This window comes from Streptomyces sp. NPDC048506 (assembly GCF_040651315.1).
GTDB lineage: Bacteria > Actinomycetota > Actinomycetes > Streptomycetales > Streptomycetaceae > Streptomyces.
Genome location: NZ_JBEZIX010000014.1, coordinates 69565 through 86381 on the forward strand (window position 1 = coordinate 69565; position 16817 = coordinate 86381).

Annotated in this window: 13 protein-coding genes and 1 riboswitch; of the genes, 4 read left to right on the forward strand and 9 right to left on the reverse strand. The window is 72.3% G+C overall.

Features of this window, described 5'->3' with window-relative positions; all coding sequences use genetic code 11:
- Positions 1–14 precede the first annotated feature (14 nt).
- Complete coding sequence (locus tag AB0C96_RS13830) at positions 15–1310, reverse strand: streptophobe family protein (protein ID WP_362916947.1); 1296 nt, start codon at positions 1308–1310, stop codon at positions 15–17.
- A gap of 219 nt (positions 1311–1529) precedes the next feature.
- Between AB0C96_RS13830 and AB0C96_RS13835 the strand changes: the two genes are divergently transcribed.
- Positions 1530–2873, forward strand: a complete 1344-nt coding sequence (locus tag AB0C96_RS13835; RefSeq protein WP_362916949.1) for a DUF6777 domain-containing protein — start codon at positions 1530–1532, stop codon at positions 2871–2873.
- Positions 2874–3105: 232 nt separating this feature from the next.
- Complete coding sequence (locus AB0C96_RS13840; RefSeq protein WP_362916951.1) at positions 3106–4284, forward strand: Ig-like domain-containing protein; 1179 nt, start codon at positions 3106–3108, stop codon at positions 4282–4284.
- Positions 4285–4372: 88 nt separating this feature from the next.
- Here the strand turns inward: AB0C96_RS13840 and AB0C96_RS13845 are convergent, their stop codons facing one another.
- On the reverse strand, positions 4373–5428 hold the full coding sequence (locus AB0C96_RS13845) for an aldo/keto reductase (RefSeq protein ID WP_362916953.1): 1056 nt from the start codon (positions 5426–5428) through the stop codon (positions 4373–4375).
- Between the two features lie 141 nt (positions 5429–5569).
- Positions 5570–5757: riboswitch (cobalamin riboswitch) on the forward strand.
- A 173-nt stretch (positions 5758–5930) separates the two neighbouring features.
- Between AB0C96_RS13845 and metE the strand changes: the two genes are divergently transcribed.
- On the forward strand, positions 5931–8255 hold the full coding sequence (gene metE / locus AB0C96_RS13850; protein WP_362916955.1) for a 5-methyltetrahydropteroyltriglutamate--homocysteine S-methyltransferase: 2325 nt from the start codon (positions 5931–5933) through the stop codon (positions 8253–8255).
- 79 nt (positions 8256–8334) lie between these two features.
- Here metE and AB0C96_RS13855 read toward each other — a convergent pair whose 3' ends face one another.
- The 7 genes from AB0C96_RS13855 to AB0C96_RS13885 all read right to left on the reverse strand — a co-directional run bounded on the left by AB0C96_RS13855 (position 8335) and on the right by AB0C96_RS13885 (position 15708).
- On the reverse strand, positions 8335–10392 hold the full coding sequence (locus tag AB0C96_RS13855) for a phosphocholine-specific phospholipase C (RefSeq protein WP_362916957.1): 2058 nt from the start codon (positions 10390–10392) through the stop codon (positions 8335–8337).
- A gap of 233 nt (positions 10393–10625) precedes the next feature.
- Positions 10626–11921, reverse strand: coding sequence for an MFS transporter (locus AB0C96_RS13860; protein ID WP_362916959.1), 1296 nt, complete (start codon positions 11919–11921; stop codon positions 10626–10628).
- Complete coding sequence (locus tag AB0C96_RS13865) at positions 11918–13102, reverse strand: PLP-dependent cysteine synthase family protein (RefSeq protein ID WP_362916961.1); 1185 nt, start codon at positions 13100–13102, stop codon at positions 11918–11920. Before AB0C96_RS13865 ends, AB0C96_RS13860 begins: the two co-directional genes overlap by 4 nt.
- An 80-nt stretch (positions 13103–13182) precedes the next feature.
- The gene (locus AB0C96_RS13870; protein WP_362916963.1) at positions 13183–13647 is read right to left on the reverse strand and encodes a hypothetical protein; all 465 of its coding nucleotides are present in this window, start codon (positions 13645–13647) and stop codon (positions 13183–13185) included.
- Between the two features lie 115 nt (positions 13648–13762).
- Positions 13763–14263, reverse strand: coding sequence for a hypothetical protein (locus AB0C96_RS13875; protein ID WP_362916965.1), 501 nt, complete (start codon positions 14261–14263; stop codon positions 13763–13765).
- A 122-nt stretch (positions 14264–14385) separates the two neighbouring features.
- Positions 14386–14931 carry an ATP-binding protein gene (locus AB0C96_RS13880; protein ID WP_362916966.1) on the reverse strand — a complete coding sequence of 182 codons (546 nt, stop codon included), beginning with the start codon at positions 14929–14931 and terminating at the stop codon, positions 14386–14388.
- Positions 14932–15321: 390 nt separating this feature from the next.
- The gene (locus AB0C96_RS13885; protein ID WP_362916968.1) at positions 15322–15708 is read right to left on the reverse strand and encodes a hypothetical protein; all 387 of its coding nucleotides are present in this window, start codon (positions 15706–15708) and stop codon (positions 15322–15324) included.
- A 195-nt stretch (positions 15709–15903) separates the two neighbouring features.
- Here AB0C96_RS13885 and AB0C96_RS13890 point away from each other — a divergent pair, with 195 nt between their 5' ends.
- The gene (locus AB0C96_RS13890; protein ID WP_362916970.1) at positions 15904–16722 is read left to right on the forward strand and encodes a lipase family protein; all 819 of its coding nucleotides are present in this window, start codon (positions 15904–15906) and stop codon (positions 16720–16722) included.
- The last annotated feature ends 95 nt before the right edge of the window (positions 16723–16817 follow it).

The following is a 16817-nucleotide window of genomic DNA, read 5'->3' on the forward strand; positions in this document are numbered from 1 at the left end:
GGGTGCGGCCGCGGTCAGGGCGCGGACACCTGGCCCGGATGCCGGACGCCGCGCGCGAGCAGGCTGCCGAGGAAGCCGGTGACCAGCCCCCAGACGATGCCCACGCCCACCAGGCGGAGCAGTTGCGGCTCCAGGGTGACCTCGCCGCCCAGGTTGCCCCCGAGGTCGCCGACGCCGATCAGGGAGAGCCCGTAGTGGGCGGTGATCCGGGTGAGCAGCCCGACCACGAGCAGGGTGAGACCGAGCGCCAGGGCCATCTCGACGGCGTGCCGCCAGGCCGGCAACCGGGCCGGGGAACGGACCGCGGCGGCGAACGCGGCGATCAGCAGCACCACGGCCGCCACCGCCACCAGCAACCAGACCCGGCCGTCGTGCCGGGCGATCGCGCCGAGGTCCAGCGTCCGCTGCCCGTGGGCGCGCAGCACCTGGTCCAGGACGTGCGGCAGGGGCAGGCCGATCGCCTTGTCGACATGCCCGACCCAGCCGCCGCCGGTGCCGATGCCCAGCGCCATCCAGGCCAGGTTCGGCAGCCCGAGGAGCAGCACGGCGAGGGTGTCGGCGGGGCGGCCCCGGGTGAAGAGTTCGACGACGCCGACGACCAGCCCGATCGCCACGTAGGTCAGCAGCGTCACCAGCATCGCGAAGGCGGGCGGCCGGAACGAGTCCTGGAAGTGCAGCAGCGGGGAGGAGAGCGGTGCCCGGCGCGAGACCAGGAAGGTCAGTACGAGCAGGGCCAGCACCCACAGCAACCCGAAGCCGAGTGTCGCACCGACGTCGGCGCGGAAGCCGACGGTGGGTGTGCTGCCCAGCTCCGCACCGATCTGGTCGGCGAGTTCGTTGCCCACCGAGATCCGGAAGTCGTGCCGGGCGGCGAGCGCCACGAGCAGCAGGAGCACCAGCCAGCAGGCCGCCGTGCGGGCGACCCGGCCGAGCAGCTCGGAGGTGCCGGCCACCGCGCGGTGGCGCAGCGGCAGCAGGAAGACCGCGGCGGTCACCAGGGCACCGGCCAGGGTGACCGACAGCGGTACCGCGTCGAGGCCGGCGTTCGCCTGTCCGATGATGCCGGCCTCACCGGACAGGCCGACCGAGCCGCCGGCGGCGATCACCACGGTGGCCGCGACCACCGAGGGGAACGCCCCACCGGGCAGGTCCGCGGCGCCCGCCGCCCACAGCCCCAGCGCGGCGACCACGATCATGGTGACGACGCCCGCCAGGGCCGTACCCAGCGCCTGGGCCCAGGCCCGTACGGCGGGCGGGAGGCCCGGGGCACGCACCGGTCCCGGAGGGCCGGTGGACGCGGTGCCTGGCATCTGGCTGTCTCCTCGCGCGGCGGGACCTGGGCGTCATCGGAACGGGCGGCGCGGGCACGCGGGTCGGTGCATGCGCGCGGGCACGCACCACCGTAAGCACGCGGTGTACCGCCCCGCTTGCGGACGGTGCTGATACCGGGCACACAATGTCTTAGACATCAATAAATGCGGGCAAAATTCGCATCGCCGGATGGCCCATACACGCCGGAAGAGGGACCCGTGACAGCTCCACCGCCGCCGGACAGCCACCCCACCGGGCCGCCCACCGGCCCGCTCGCCGGTCCTCCCTCCGGCGCCCCGTCCGGCGGCCCCTCACGCGAGCCGACGCAGGTGGACACCGGACCGCGGCGACGGACGAAGCCCACCCACCAGGGACCGCCCGGCCCGCCCAGCGGCCCCGGTGACGGGGGCGGCGGCGGAGGCGGAGGCGGAGGCGGCGAGGGGGGCGGCGGGCCCTGGTGGCGGTCGGTGCCCCGGATCGCGATCATCGCGGCCGCGGTGGTGGTGGCCGTGGTCCTCACCCTCGTCCTCACCCGGCCGGGCGGCTCGGGTTCGACCGAGTTGTTCGCCGAGCCGGCCGGGTCGACCGGCCAGAACCCGGTCACCGACTCCTCGGCGAACGACTCCACCGCGGCCCCGTCCGCCACGCCCAAGCGCCCCTCCCGCGGCAGCAACAGCACGTTCTCGGGCGCGACGGCCGGCCTGTACGGCGGCACCCAGAACAGCGCGAGCTGCGACGTCGAGAAGCAGATCCGCTTCCTTCAGCGCAACCCGGCGAAGAACGCGGCGTTCGCCGGCGTGCTGGGCATGAAGCCGGGCGAGGTGCCGGCCTATCTGCGGTCGCTGACGTCCGTACAGCTGGCGTACGACACCCGGATCACCAACCACGGCTACAAGGACGGCAAGGCCTACGCGTTCCAGTCGGTGCTTCAGGCCGGCAGCGCGGTGATGGTGGACTCGTGGGGAGTGCCGAGGGTGCGCTGCAAGTGCGGCAACCCCCTGACGAAGCCACAGATGCTCAAGCAGTGGCAGCAGCGCGGCCAGACGTGGCACGGATACCAGCCCTCCAACGCGGTCGTCGTGGAGCCCGCCAAGGCCCCGGTCAAGGAGTTCGTGCTGCGGAACCCCAAGACCGGTGCGTGGTTCAAGCGGCCCAAGGGCGACACCGGCCCGACCCACGACCAGCCGACGGCCCCACCGGCCGACACCCCCAGCGGCCCCCCGTCGTCCCAGCCCCCGCCCTACGGATCGACGCCACCGGGCGAGACCCCCACCGGGCCCTCCGGCACCTCGCCCTCCGGGCCGGGCACGTCCGAGACGGCCGGCACCACCGGCTCCGGGACCCCGCCGGAGACCACCGGGGGCACCAGCACCACCGGTGGGCCGACCGAGACCACCGGGGGCACCACTCCCGGCGGCGAGTCCAGCACCGGCGGCGGCACCTCGACGGGCGGCTCGACCGGCGGCGGGACCACGACGGGCGGCGAGTCCGCCGCCACCGGCGGAACCTCGACCGGCGGTGGCACGACGACCGGCGGCGGGACATCGGCCCCCGGCTACTGACGCGGGGACCGGAGGCCGGGAGACGGCGCGAGGAAACCGGCGGAAGGACCGGAACCTCGCGCTCCACCGGCGTCGATATCGAACTGTGTCCTGAATATCCGGTGCATCGGACAACCATCGCAGCGAACATCCCCTCTCCCTGTGCGGCGGGGGCATTGGCGACCTTTGACGGTTACGCCCTCACTGGGCCCGACCCCGCCACTGCCAGCCGTTCTGCTTTGGAGGGACTCCCGTGCACGCCGCACTCCGACGCCACCCCGCCCGGTTCATACCCGCCCTGATAGCGGCCGCCGGACTGATGACCGCGTGCGACGGCGGCACCGACGCGGCGAAGGAGGACGCGCCGGCGGCGAAGGTGACCGTCACCCCGTCCGCGGGCAGCAAGTCCGTCAAGCTCGGCTCGGAGATATCCGTACGGGCCTCCGGCGGCAAGCTCACCGCGGTCGAGGTCAAGGACGACAAGGGCGCCAAGGTCGCCGGGCGGCTGGCCGGCGGCGGCGCCTCATGGACCTCTGACGGCAAGGTCCGGCCGCAGACCACCTACACCGTGAAGACCACCGCGAAGTCGACGCAGGGCAAGGAGTCCTCCGCCACCTCGACGTTCACCACGGAGCAGGCCGACAAGGTCAACAAGCTCACCAACACCCCGGGCGGCGGCCAGACCGTCGGCACCGGCATGCCGATATCGATCCTCTTCGACCACCCGATAGCCAAGGACCGGCGCGCCGAGATCGAGAAGGCACTGAAGGTCACCTCCCAGCCGAAGGTCGAGGGCTCCTGGGGCTGGGTCAAGGACTGGTCCGGCAAGGACCGGATCGACTGGCGGCCCAAGGACTACTGGCCGGCCGGCACCAAGGTCTCGGTGAACGGCGCGCTGGGCGGTATCAACTCCGGGACGGCCGGCGGCTGGTTCGCCCGGGACTACACCTTCGGCTTCACCGTCGGCGCCGACCGCAAGGCCGTCATCGACGTCCCCTCGCACACCCTGACCATGTACGAGAACGGCAAGAACGTCGGCAGCATCACCGGCTCCGCGGGCTCCCCGCAGGACCCGACCCGCGGTGGGGTGCACACCGTGCGCAGCAAGAACGCGGCGGAGACGATGGACTCCGCCACCATCGGCCACGGCGACGAGTGGATGCTGGACTCGCAGTGGGTCACCCACCTCACCGCCTCCGGGACCTTCCTGCACTCCGCCCCGTGGAACAAGTCGCTCGGCGTGGTCAACAACAGCCACGGCTGCTTCGGCATGACCACCTCGGACGCCAAGAAGGTCTACGACTTCCTGACGATCGGCTCCACGGTCGAGGTGAAGGGCACCACCAACCCCAACAAGACCGACGTCGGCAACGGCCTGGAGGTCTGGCAGGAGACCTGGCAGCAGTGGCAGCAGCGCAGCGCCCTGAAGTAGGCCCCCGACCGGGGAGTTGAGCGCACGCCGCCGCCCGGCATCCGGGCGGCGGCGTTCGACGCTCCGGCTCCCGGCGGGCTGCGCCGGGTCAGCGGACCTCGTGCACCGTGCGGCGGTAGGTGGAGCGCTTGTCCTCGATGTCGGCCCAGCGGTCGCCGTAGACGTTCTCGGTGATGCCGGGCTGCCGCAGGAAGTCGTGCGGGAAGCCCAGCGGCACCGCGCTCGCCGCGTCCAGCCGTGCCAGCGCCGCCCCGTCCAGCTCGACGTCGAGGCCGGCGAGGTTGTCGGCGAGCTGGCTCTCCTTGGTGGCGCCGATGATCGGGATGACGTTGCCGGGCCGGCTGCGCAGCCACGCCAGCGCCACCTGCGCGGGGCTCCAGCCGCCCTGCTCGGCGATCTCCAGTACCGCGGTGAGGGTCTCGTCCTCGTTGTGGTCCCCTGTGTGGCTGCCGGTGACGTCCAGCCGGCCGGTCTCGCCGCGGCGGTACTTGCCGGTGAGCTTGCCGGCCGCCAGCGGCGCCCACGCCAGTACGGCCAGGTCGAAGGCGCGGGCCTGCGGCAGCAACTCCCGCTCCGGTGTCCGCTCCAGCAGGTTGTAGCGCAGCTGCGAGCCGGCGAACGCGCTCCAGCCGCGCAGCTCGGCGAGGGTGTTGGCCTGCGCGATCTCCCAGGCCGGCCAGTCGGAGACGCCCAGGTGGAGCACCTTGCCCGAGCGCACCAGGTCGTCGAGCGCCCGCATCAGCTCGTCGACCGGGGTGAAGTTGTCCCGGGCGTGCACCCACAGCACGTCGAGGTGGTCGGTGCGCAGCCGGTCCAGGCTCGCCTCCACCGACCGGACCAGGTTCTTGCGGTGGTTGCCCGCCGCGTTCACATCGCCCTTACGGGTCGCGCAGGTGTACTTGCTGGCCAGCACGAAGCTGTCCCGGCGGCCTTCGAGCAGCTCCCCGAGCAACTGCTCGGCGGCGCCGTCGGTGTAGTTGTTGGCGGTGTCGAGGAAGTTGCCGCCGGCGTCGGCGTAGGCGTCCAGGATCCGGCTGCTGGTGTGCTTGGCCGCGCCCCATCCCCACTCCTCGCCGAAGGTCATGGTCCCCAGGCTCAGCTCGCTGACCCGCAGGCCGGTCTTGCCGAACAGTGTGTAGCGCACGGTGTTCCCTTCGCTCGGTAGGTGATCACCACGCTAGGAGTTGAAGCGCTCTCCAACGCGAGGCGTGCCCGGCGCGGGTGACCGGATCACCGGGGAGGGCCTACAGGGGTCGGGAGGGCATCGCCTAGGCTGGCCCTTGCGTCTGGTTCGCCCTGCCCGCCAGGCAGGTGCGTCGTAAGAGGGAACCCGGTGGAAATCCGGGACTGCCCCGCAGCGGTGAGTGGGAACGACCGCCGTCACACGCACTGGGCCCGTCCGGGCCTGGGAAGCGACGGCCAGTAGGTATCCGCCCTTGGCGGACGTGCCCGCGAGTCCGAAGACCTGCCAGTGCCCCCGCACGACCGGTGTGCGGGGTGATCTCGGTGACCTTCGAGGGCGGGTCGGCGGACACACCAGGCGGCACGGGCGGCGGCAGCGCACCCGCGACCCGCCCGGTGGGCCACCCCTTCGCGCCCTCCCCCGTCCCGGGGTCCACAGAGGCACGCTCGCGAAGGAGAGTTCCGTGACCAGCACGTCCACAGCCGCGGCAGTACGGGCCACCGTGCACGGCTACCCCCGGCAGGGGCAGCACCGCGAACTGAAGAAGGCCATCGAGGGGTACTGGAAGGGCCGCGTCGACGCGGACGCCCTGAGGGCCACCGCCGCCGGGCTGCGCCGCACGGCCTGGCAGCAGCTCACCGCGGCCGGTATCGACGAGGTGCCGACCGGCGACTTCTCGTACTACGACCACGTCCTGGACACCAGCGTGATGGTCGGCGCGATCCCGGCCCGGCACCGTGCCGCGGTGGCCGCCGATCCCCTGGACGGCTACTTCGCCATGGCCCGCGGCACCCAGGACCTGGCGCCGCTGGAGATGACCAAGTGGTTCGACACCAACTACCACTATCTCGTACCGGAGTTGGGGCCGGAGGCGGTCTTCGTCGCGGACTCCGCCAAGCAGGTCGGCGAACTGACCGAGGCCCTCGCACTCGGCCTCGCCGCCCGCCCGGTCCTGGTCGGGCCGGTCAGCTACCTGCTGCTGGCCAAGCCCGCGCCCGGTGTCGCCGCCGGGTTCGAACCGCTGACGCTGCTCGACCGGCTGCTGCCCGTCTACGCCGAGGTGCTCGCCGACCTCCGGGCGGCCGGCGCCGAGTGGGTGCAGCTCGACGAGCCCGCTCTCGTCCAGGACCGCAACCCCGCCGAACTGGCCGCCGCCGCCCGCGCCTACCACCACCTGGGCACCCTCACCGACCGCCCGAAGCTGCTGGTCGCCTCGTACTTCGACCGGCTGGGCGAGGCGCTGCCGGTACTGGCCAAGGCGCCCGTCGACGGCCTGGCGCTGGACTTCACCGAATCCGCGGCGGCCAACCTGGACGATCTGGCGGCGGTCGGCGGGCTCCCCGGCAAGCGCCTGGTCGCCGGCGTGGTCAACGGCCGCAACGTCTGGCTCAACGACTTCGAGAAGTCCCTGACCACCTTGGGCACCCTGCTCGGCCTCGCCGACCGGGTCGACGTCGCGTCCTCCTGCTCGCTGCTGCACGTCCCGCTCGACGCCACCGCCGAGCGGGAGATCGACCCGCAGATCGCCCGCTGGCTGGCCTTCGCCCGTCAGAAGACCACGGAGATCGTCACCCTGGCCCGCGGCCTGCTCCGGGGCACCGACACCATCGCGGCCGAACTGGCCGCCAATCGCGCCGCGCTGGCCTCCCGGGCCGGCTCGGCACTCACCCACGACCCGGCGGTGCGCGCCCGCGCCGCGGCCGTCACCGAGGCCGACGGTCGCCGGACCCTGCCGTACGCCGAGCGGGCCGCCGCCCAACGCGCCCGGCTGGGACTGCCGTTGCTGCCGACCACCACCATCGGCTCGTTCCCGCAGACCGCCGAGCTGCGCACCGCCCGCGCCGAGCTGCGGGCCGGCCGGATCGACACCGCCGGGTACGAGGAGCGGATCGCGGCCGAGATCCGCGAGGTGCTCACCTTCCAGGAGAAGGCCGGCCTGGACGTGCTGGTGCACGGCGAGCCGGAACGCAACGACATGGTCCAGTACTTCGCCGAACAGCTCACCGGCTACCTGGCCACCCAGCACGGCTGGGTCCAGTCGTACGGCACCCGTTACGTCCGGCCGCCGGTCCTCGCCGGGGACGTCGCCCGCCCCGGGCCGATGACGGTGCGTTGGACGGCCTACGCCCAGTCGCTCACCGACCGGCCGGTCAAGGGCATGCTGACCGGTCCGGTCACCATGCTGGCCTGGTCCTTCGTCCGCGACGACCAGCCGCTCGGCGACACCGCCCGCCAGGTGGCGCTGGCCCTGCGCGACGAGGTCGACGACCTCGAAGCGGCGGGCAGTTCGGTCATCCAGGTGGACGAGCCGGCGCTGCGCGAGACGCTGCCGCTGCGCGCCGCCGACCGCGCGGGGTACCTCGCCTGGGCCACCGAGGCCTTCCGCCTCACCACCGGCGGCGTCCGCCCGGACACCCAGATCCACACCCACATGTGCTACGCGGAGTTCGGCGACATCGTCCGGGCCATCGACGACCTGGACGCCGATGTGATCAGCCTGGAGGCGGCCCGCTCCCATATGCAGGTCGCCGACGAGCTGGCCGCGGCCGACTACCCCCGCGAGGTGGGGCCCGGCGTCTACGACATCCACTCCCCGCGGGTACCGAGCGCCGCGGAGGCAACGGGCCTGTTGCGCAAGGGACTTGAGGCGATCCCCGCCGAGCGCCTGTGGGTCAACCCGGACTGCGGGCTGAAGACCCGTGGCTGGCCCGAGGTCCGCGCGGCGCTGGAGAACCTGGTCGCGGCGGCGCGGGAGGTCCGCGCCGGCCTGCCGGACGCGGCCTCCTGACGCCACGGGGCGCCCGCCGGATCGGCGGGCGCCCCGTTCCCCGCGGTGCGGGGGAGCGCGCGAACCTCGTCGCCGGCGGTCAGCCGGTGATGAGTGCCGGGTCGCTCACGCCCGCCTGGCCGTTCTCGACGTGGCCGGCGAACCGGCGCAGGAAGGTCTTGTCGGTGTCGGAGGTGACCGACAGGTCGTACCAGCGCTTGCTGGCCCGCAGGTCGACCGTGTGCTCCACGGTGGCGCCCGCCTTCACCTTGAAGGTCTCCGCGGCGCCGCCGTACGCGTTCGTCACGGTGAGGTTGGCGGCGGCGCTGCCCGCGTTCTTCAGGGTCAGCTTGATGTTGCCGCTGGCCTTGTCGTGGCGGGCGGTCACCTCGGGGCCGGCGGTCTTGCCGGGGCCCTTGAAGACGCGCAGGAAGCCGTTCGGACCGAACACCGACAGGTCGTGGGCGCCCTTGGAGTACGCCGAGTTCCAGGTGTCGGAGATCTTCTTGCCGGCCTCGGTGGTGTAGGTCCAGGGGCCGTCGGTGCGGTTGCCGGAGCGGACGTGGAAGCAGACGCCCGCCGCGTCGCCGCCGCTGAAGGTGAGGGTGAACGTGCCGGCCGCCGGGTCCGCGGAGCCGTCGACCAGCGGCGCGTACGGCAGCGGGCGCGTGCGGCGGGAGCCGGACTCCTGCTTGGGCAGGGCCGGGTTGGCGGGGGCGTGCGGGACGTAGTCGGGGTGGCGCTCGTGGTCCGGCGGCTGGTAGCCGGCGGTGTCCGGCAGGGCCGCCGGGCCGGTGTCCTTGCCGCCGAAGTCGAAGGCGGCGGTGAGGTCGCCCGAGACGGTGCGCCGCCACGGCGAGATGTTCGGCTCCTTGACCCCGTGGCGCTTCTCCATGAACTGGATGATCGACGTGTGGTCGAGGACCTCGGAGCACACGTACCCGCCGGTGCTCCACGGCGAGACCACGATCATCGGCACGCGCATGCCCATGCCGTAGTGGCCGGCGGCGTAGCTGGCGTTGCCGGGGAAGTAGTCCAGGCTCGTGTCGACGGTCGACTTGCCCTGGTCGGCGGAGGACGGGACGTACGGCGGCACGATGTGGTCGAAGTAACCGTCGTTCTCGTCGTAGGTGATGAACAGGGCGGTCTTGCTCCACACCTCGGGGTTGGACGTCAGCGCGTCCAGCACCTGCGATATGTACCAGGCGCCGTAGTTCACCGGCCAGTTGGGGTGCTCGCTGAACGCCTCGGGCGCGGCGATCCAGGAGACCTGCGGGAGCTTGCCGGCCTTCACATCGGCCTTGAGCACGTCGAAGTAGCCGTCGCCGGCCTTGGCATTGGTGCCGGTGCGGGCCTTGTCGTAGAGCGGGTCGCCGGGCTTGGCGTTGCGGTACTGGTTGAAGAAGAGCAGGGAGTTGTCGCCGTAGTTGCCCCGGTAGGCGTCGTCGATCCAGCCCCACTGGCCGTTCGCGTCCAGGCCGTCGCCGATGTCCTGGTAGACCTTCCAGGACACCCCGGCCTGCTCCAGGCGCTCGGCGTACGTGGTCCAGTCGTACCCCGCCTCCTGGTTGCCGAGGACCGGACCGCCGCCCTTGCCGTCGTTGCCGACGTGCCCGGACAGCATGTAGTAGCGGTTGGGGTCGGTCGCCCCGATGAACGAACAGTGGTAGTCGTCGCAGATGGTGAACGCATCGGCGAGGGCGTAGTGGAACGGGATGTCCTTGCGGGTCAGATACGCCATGGTGCGCTCCGACTTGGCCGGCACCCACTGGTCGTACTTGCCGTTGTTGAACGCCTTGTGGCCGCCCGCCCAGTCGTGGTCGAGGCCGGCGATGAACTGCATGCCGAGGTCCTCGGCGTCCGGGTGGAAGGGCAGCACCTCCTTGCCGCCGTCGGGCTGGTTCCACACCGGCTTGCCGTTCGGCAGCGTCACCGGGCGCGGGTCGCCGAAGCCGCGGACGCCCTTCATCGTGCCGAAGTAGTGATCGAAGGAACGGTTCTCCTGCATGAGGACGACGATGTGCTCCACGTCCTTGATGGAGCCGGTGCGCCGCTTGGCGGGGATGGCCGCGGCACGGGCGATGCTGCTCGACAGGGCGGAGACGCCCGCGGTGGCGCCGGCGATCTGGAGGAAACGCCGCCGATTGAGTTCAGGCATGAGTCTGTGAACCTCTTCGGGTGTGGGGAAGTTCGCGGTGTTGGGGACGGTGCTGTGCAGTTGTGCTGGGAGCTGTGGGGACACAGCAGTCAGCAGAGTGTTCCAAGAGGAACGAGTGTCTGGGAAGTGGGGGTGTCCCAGGTGTGACAGTTCGCCGTACGCGCGGCGAACTCCCCGGCCAGGAGTGGCCGCCCCGCCCCGCCGGGGCAGGGCGGGGCGGCCACCCATTTTCCTCAGCCCGGCACCGCGGCCAGCCCACCGGCCCGGGTCAGCCGCCCCGTCCGGTGCAGCCCGTACAGGGCCGCGCTGCACGCCAGGCCGAGGGCCGGCAGGGCGAGCCAGGGCAGGGCGGGCAGACCGGCGGCCCGGGAGGCGTCCAGTGCGCCACCGGTCAACAGGTTGCCGAGCGTGATGCCGACCCCGCAGATGGTGTTGTAGAGCCCGTAGTGCGTGGCGACCAGGCGGTCACCGGAGAGCCGGACGATGGTGTCCATCTCGAACGGGTAGGTGATCATCGTGCCGACGGCCAGCAGCAGCGCGCACAGCGCGGGCGGGACGGCCGCCAGCGCCCAGCGCCCGGGACCGCCGGCCGGAACCGGCAGCGCACTGGCCACCAGCAGCGGCAGGAACGCCAGGCCCATCGTGAACAGGCCCCAGGCGAGCGCCCGTCCGGCCGGCATCCGGGCCTTGCACCAGCGGGTCACCCGGGTCTGCCCCAGGATCGTGCTCAGCCCGGACACCGCGAACAGCGCCGCCACCGCGGCCGTGCCGAACCGTCCCTCGCCGCCCAGTCGCCGCACCTCCAACGGCAGCGCCAGATAGACCTGGAAGGACAGCACGTAGGAGCCGATCATGGCGCCGGAGAACAGCAGGAACGGCCGGTTGGCCAGCACCCCGCGCCACTGGGACAGCACACCGGTCCGCCGGCCGGCACCGTCCGCCCGCGGGGCCCCGTCCTCCCAGGCCGGCAGCGCACGGATCTGCACGACGCTCAGCAGCGCGAAGATGCCCGCCGAGACCAGGCAGGTGACCCGGAAGTCCACTCCGGTCAGCACCATGCCCACCAGCGGGCCGAGCAGGATCCCCGCCTGGTAGAAGACGTTGAACAGCGCGAACGCCTCCAGCCTGCGCTCTCCCGCCGCGGCCGCCAGGTACGCCCGGACCGCCGGGTTGAACAGCGCCCCGGCCAGGCCTGTCGCCGCGGACGCCGCCAGCAGCGCGGGCAGCGAGTCCACCAGTGCCAGCGTGCCGAAGCCGGCCGTACGCAGCACACAGCCGGCCACGATCAGCGGCTTGTAACCGAACCGGTCGGCCAGCGTGCCGCCGACCAGGAACATCCCCTGCTGGCTGAAGTTGCGCACGCCCAGCACCAGGCCGACCAGCCAGCCGGCCAGGCCCAGGGTGCCCGACAGATGGGCGGCCAGATACGGCATCAGCATGTAGAAGCCCAGGTTGATGGTGAACTGATTGACCATCAACAACTGGACGCTGCGCTCGTAGGAGCGCACCTGTGTGAGGACGCCTTTCACCGGGCCGCCTCCTGCGGGCGGCCGGTGGTGGCCCGGACCGCATCGCCGGGACGCCCGGAACCGGTCACCGCGGCCGCCCCCGGCAGGCTCAGCGGATCGACGACGTCCGTGCACCGGGTCCAGGCGGTGACCTCCCGCTCTCCCAGGCGTTCCAGCGTCTGCGGCTCGTCCGCCGGCGGGGCGTCGAGCAGGCCGTGTGCGGCGCAGTACTCGTCGTCGTACACCGTGCCCAGATAGCGCTGCGGTCCGTCGGGGAAGACGGCCACGATGCGGGTGCCGGCCGGCTCGGTGCGGCTGAGCCAGCCGGCCACCAGCGCGACCGCGCCGACGCTCCAGCCGCCGGTCGCGTAGTGCGAGGATGCCAACTGGCGGCAGGTCCACACCGCTTCGCCCGGTGCGACCCAGTGCACCTCGCTGAACTGGTCGTAGGCGACGTTGCGCGGATAGATGCTGGAGCCCAGTCCGCGCATCAGCCGGGGGCGGGCGGGCTGCCCGAAGATGGTCGAGCCGATGGTGTCGACACCGACCAGCCGCAGGTCCGGGTAGAGCTGGCGCAGCACCCGGGACACGCCGGCGGAGTGCCCGCCGGTGCCGACGCTGCACACCAGGACGTCGATGTGGCCCAACTGGGAGGCGAGTTCGAGCGCCAGCGGCAGGTAGGCGGTGGTGTTGTCGGGGTTGTTGTACTGGTCCGGGCACCACGAACCGGGGTGTGCGGCGAGCAACTGGGTCACCCGGTCGCGGCGGGCCTGTTGCCAGCCACCGGTCGGATGCGGCTCGTCCACCAGCTCGACCTGTGCGCCGTAGGCGGCCAGCAGCCGGGTCATCGAGGGCTCCAGGCCGGGGTCGGTGACCAGGCTGACCGGGTGGCCGTGGACCATGCCGGCGAGCGCCAGGCCGAGGCCGAGGGTGCCGCTGGTGGATTCGATGATCCGCGCACCGGGCCGCAACGCGCCGCGGGCGCGGGCCCGTTCCACCATGTGCAGGCCGGGCCGGTCCTTGATGCCGCCCGGGTTGCGGCCTTCGAGCTTCGCCCAGAAGCCGCGTCCGGGCGGGGTGAGCGGCTCGGAGACGTGCAGTACCGGGGTGTTGCCGACCAGGCCGGGGATCCCGGCGGCCGGAGTTCCGGGGGTAGGGGCAGGAACGGGGGCAGGGGTGGGAACGACGGGAACAGCGTGCATGACTCGCTCTCGTTCTGTGGGGGGCTGGAAAGGGACGCTCGTCTCGGCCCGGCCGGGTGGCCGGGCGCGGCCGGGCGCTCCTATATCCGGCACCGACACAGCGCGGCGAGAGTGGATCGGCCGGTGCGCGCCGGGCGTCGGCGCACACCGCCGCGGCATACGGCGGACCGCCGCCGGACCGGCGTACCGAGCACGGCCGCCGCGAGCAGCCCGGACCCGGCGCCCTGCGGATCCGCGGTCGGGCGGCCCTGCGGCAGATGGCCGGACGCCCCCTGGTCACATGCGGTGCCGTGGTGCTCCTCGACCCGTTCCTCGGGCGCGACGGTCGCCGGAACGGGCCGGCCCGACGACGCACCGGCAGGGGCACCCGACGGCGCGGACGACACGACGGCGGACGACCCCGCCGGATGGGGGTGCCCGGCGACACCGCCGTGGCACGGGAAGAGGGCCACCAGCAGGCCGACGACGAGCAGGAGGAAGGGGAGCAGTGGCGCCGGACGGGGCGCCGGGTGGAGCGGAACGTGGGACGGAGTGCGGGCAGGCACGGGTCGGTCCTCCGGCAAAAGGCCGCCGCATCGCCGTGGCAGCGCAACGAACGCGCGGGCGGCGGGAGCGAACAGCAGGAGAGAGCAGCAGGTGCGATCCGGAATTGGCCGGAATCTAGACCTGCTGGACGACCGAGCCGGGGCCGCCGACCGGCGGCGGAAGAGCGGCGGCCGCAGGCATCGGCGGCGCGTGCCGGCCCTGCGTCGGCGTACGCCAGGAGGAGCCCGTCAAGGGCCGGGCGCAGGGCGGCGGGACGGCGGCACCCTGTTGGGGATGGCCCGACACGCAGAGCTCGTGGGAGTGCTCACCCGAGTGCCCCGGGTGGCCCGGGTGATCGGCGTGTTCCGCAGGGATGCCGGCGTCGGGCGCACGCCGGACGCCGGGGTCCGCGGCGGCGGCCGTGCCGGAGTCCGCGGCGGCGGCCGTGTCGGGGTCCGCCACTGCGGACGCGACCGCGGCCGGCACGGCACCGAGCAGAGGGCCCTCGGCGCTCTCCGCCCGCGCTCCGTGCGCCACCAGCACACTGATCAGCACCACGGTGAGCCACAGCACACGGAACGGAACCGCTGAACCGCGGTCCCGCACCCTGCCGTTGGTCGACCGAGCCGATGCCATGCCTGGATCGTAACCGCGGCGGGTGGCCACCGCCGGTACCGGGGCACCCGCCAGGCGTATATCAGCCGGTTGGCGAGGGGCGGGCGGGGCTGCCGTCACCGCGCCGGATCACGGAGGGTGCGTCAGACGAGGGACACCGCCGGCGAGTCCGCCGGGCTCGTCCCGGCGGCCACCTCGGGCGCGGGCTCGACCAGCGGCTCGACCGGCACGGCCGGCGGCAGCGTCGGCTGCCCCTTGGCGTCGGGCACGCTGCGCAGCGGGGCGCGGGCCGTCAGCGGGGTCTTGCGGGTCGCCTCGACGCGCCGGGTGAACCAGATGACCTTGCCGTCCGGCGTACCGCAGGTGCCCCAACTGTCGCTCAGCGCGGCCACTCTGGAGAGCCCGCCGCCGGCAGCACTCACCAGCTTCGGCAGCCGCGGGCCCTGGTCGGCGACGGAGGCCGTGAGGTGCCGCCCGGACCAGCGGAGTTCGACCACACAGCGGGCTTCGGGGCCGATGTGGCGATGGACGTTGGTCAGAAGCTCCGCCACTCCCCGGCATACGGGCTCGATATGGAGCTCGAGGTTCCAGTGCCGCAGGTGCGCGGCGAGGATCCGCCGGATCCGCGGTACCCGCTCCGCCGTGGCATGCAGTTCGACCGTGTAATGCCGGTCGGTGGGACGTGTCATGTCGTGGCTCCTCACCGCGAGGCTCACGCCCTTCACCTCGTTGGACCAACGAACCCCGAACACGAAGAGTGAGCGTCTATCACCTATGGGTCATGTGACATGGTGACCCCGAGGCGCACCCCCCGCAACTGATCATGGGCCACCGGAGTCCCCCGGAGCCCGCCGCGCTCACCTGCCCACGCCGCCGCGCAGATGCGGGAGGGCCCCGGCCGGCGCCAACGGAAGGTCCCGCGCCCTTACTCCGGCGGCGTGACGCACGGCGTTCACGATGACGGGTCCCGTGGGCCCGGCCCGGACGGGCAGGCCAGGCCCGGACGGGCGGGACACCCGACCCCGGGGAGAGGAGCAGTGCGGGCCGTCGCACGACGCCACGGCGAGGGGGAGGCCCCGCTAGCGAGACTCCAGCCGCAGCTCGACCTCCTTCTCCTGGTCGCCCGCGGCCATGCCCAGAACGTGCACGGCGAACGCCGACTCAAGGCCCTTGCACAGCTGGTCGACAGCCCAGTAGCCACCCTGGAGGCTGACCACGACGGGGGCGGTCAGCCGCCGGGGCTCGGCGGTGGCCTTGAGCTCGCTCACGTCGAAGGTCGTGGTCCACACCGTCGCCCCTGGCCCCGCCATCTCCTCGGGCACATCGTCGGCGGCCCGGTCGGAGCTGAACGAGGTGCGCAGCGCACTGAAGACGGCGTGCGCGTCCTGCGTCGCACAGCTCTCCAGCTCCACCACCACCTCGGCCGATACGTGTTCCGCATGTGACGCCTGTTTCGCGCTGTTCACTGTGGGGCCTTCCTCTGTGGACCTTCCTCCGGGTGCCGAACGCTTCCAGGCTCGCCCGGCGGCCGGGTGTGTGCGACCCGAGGCTCGAACGAGTGGTTTGAACGGGCGCAAGGTTGCGGCGCGACATGACAAGGTTACGCTCGGTAGTTGGAGCGAGCGCTCCGTAATCACCGTCGAATTATTCAGGAGCCCACGTTGACCAGCGCGACCATCGACCAGAAGGTCACCGGCTACAGCGTCCGCCATGCACTGTGCATGGCGCGCGCCTCCGAGCTCGCCTACAAGGACGAGAAGACCATCGAATCCACCGCCCGCACCTGGGGATTCGACCGCGTACGCCATCACCACACCACGTTCCAGCCACCGTTCCCGCTGGAGGACACCCAGGCGTACACCCTCGGCGGCGACGGCATGATCATCACCGCTTTCCGGGGGACGGAGCCGACGAACCTGCGCGACTGGCTGTCGGACGCCACCACCCCGCCCTGGCCCGGCCCCAGCGGCAAGGGTTTCATCCACTACGGATTCGGCGAGGCACTGGAATCCGTCTGGCCGCAGGTCCGCGCCGCCATCGACGAGTTCCGCGACAACGACCAGACCGTGTGGTTCACCGGCCACAGTCTCGGCGGTGCGCTGGCCATGCTGGCCGGTGCCCGGCTGCACTTCGAAGAGCCCTATGTGACGGCCAGCGGCGTCTACACCTTCGGCCAGCCGCGCACCTGCGACCGACTGCTGACGAAGGAGTTCAACTCCGCCTTCGCCGACCGTATGTACCGCTTCGTCAACAACAACGACATCGTTCCCCAACTTCCCCCGGAGCCGCCCTTCCAGCATGTCTCCGCGCTGCGCTACATCGACTCCAAGGGCGCCATCCACAACACCATGCCGGTGATCAGCGGCCTGCTCGACCACGCCAAGGGGTTCACCGCCGATGCGCTGGCGCCGGCCTCCGACGGCATCCGCGACCACTTCATGCACGCCTACATCGAGGCCTTGGAGAAGAACCAGAAGTGACCGTGGGCGGAGCGGGCCGGCCGCGACAGCACGGCAGCCGGCCCGCTCCGGTCCGGATCCTCCTCGGGCACCCGAGTCAACTCCTCGGCGCCGAG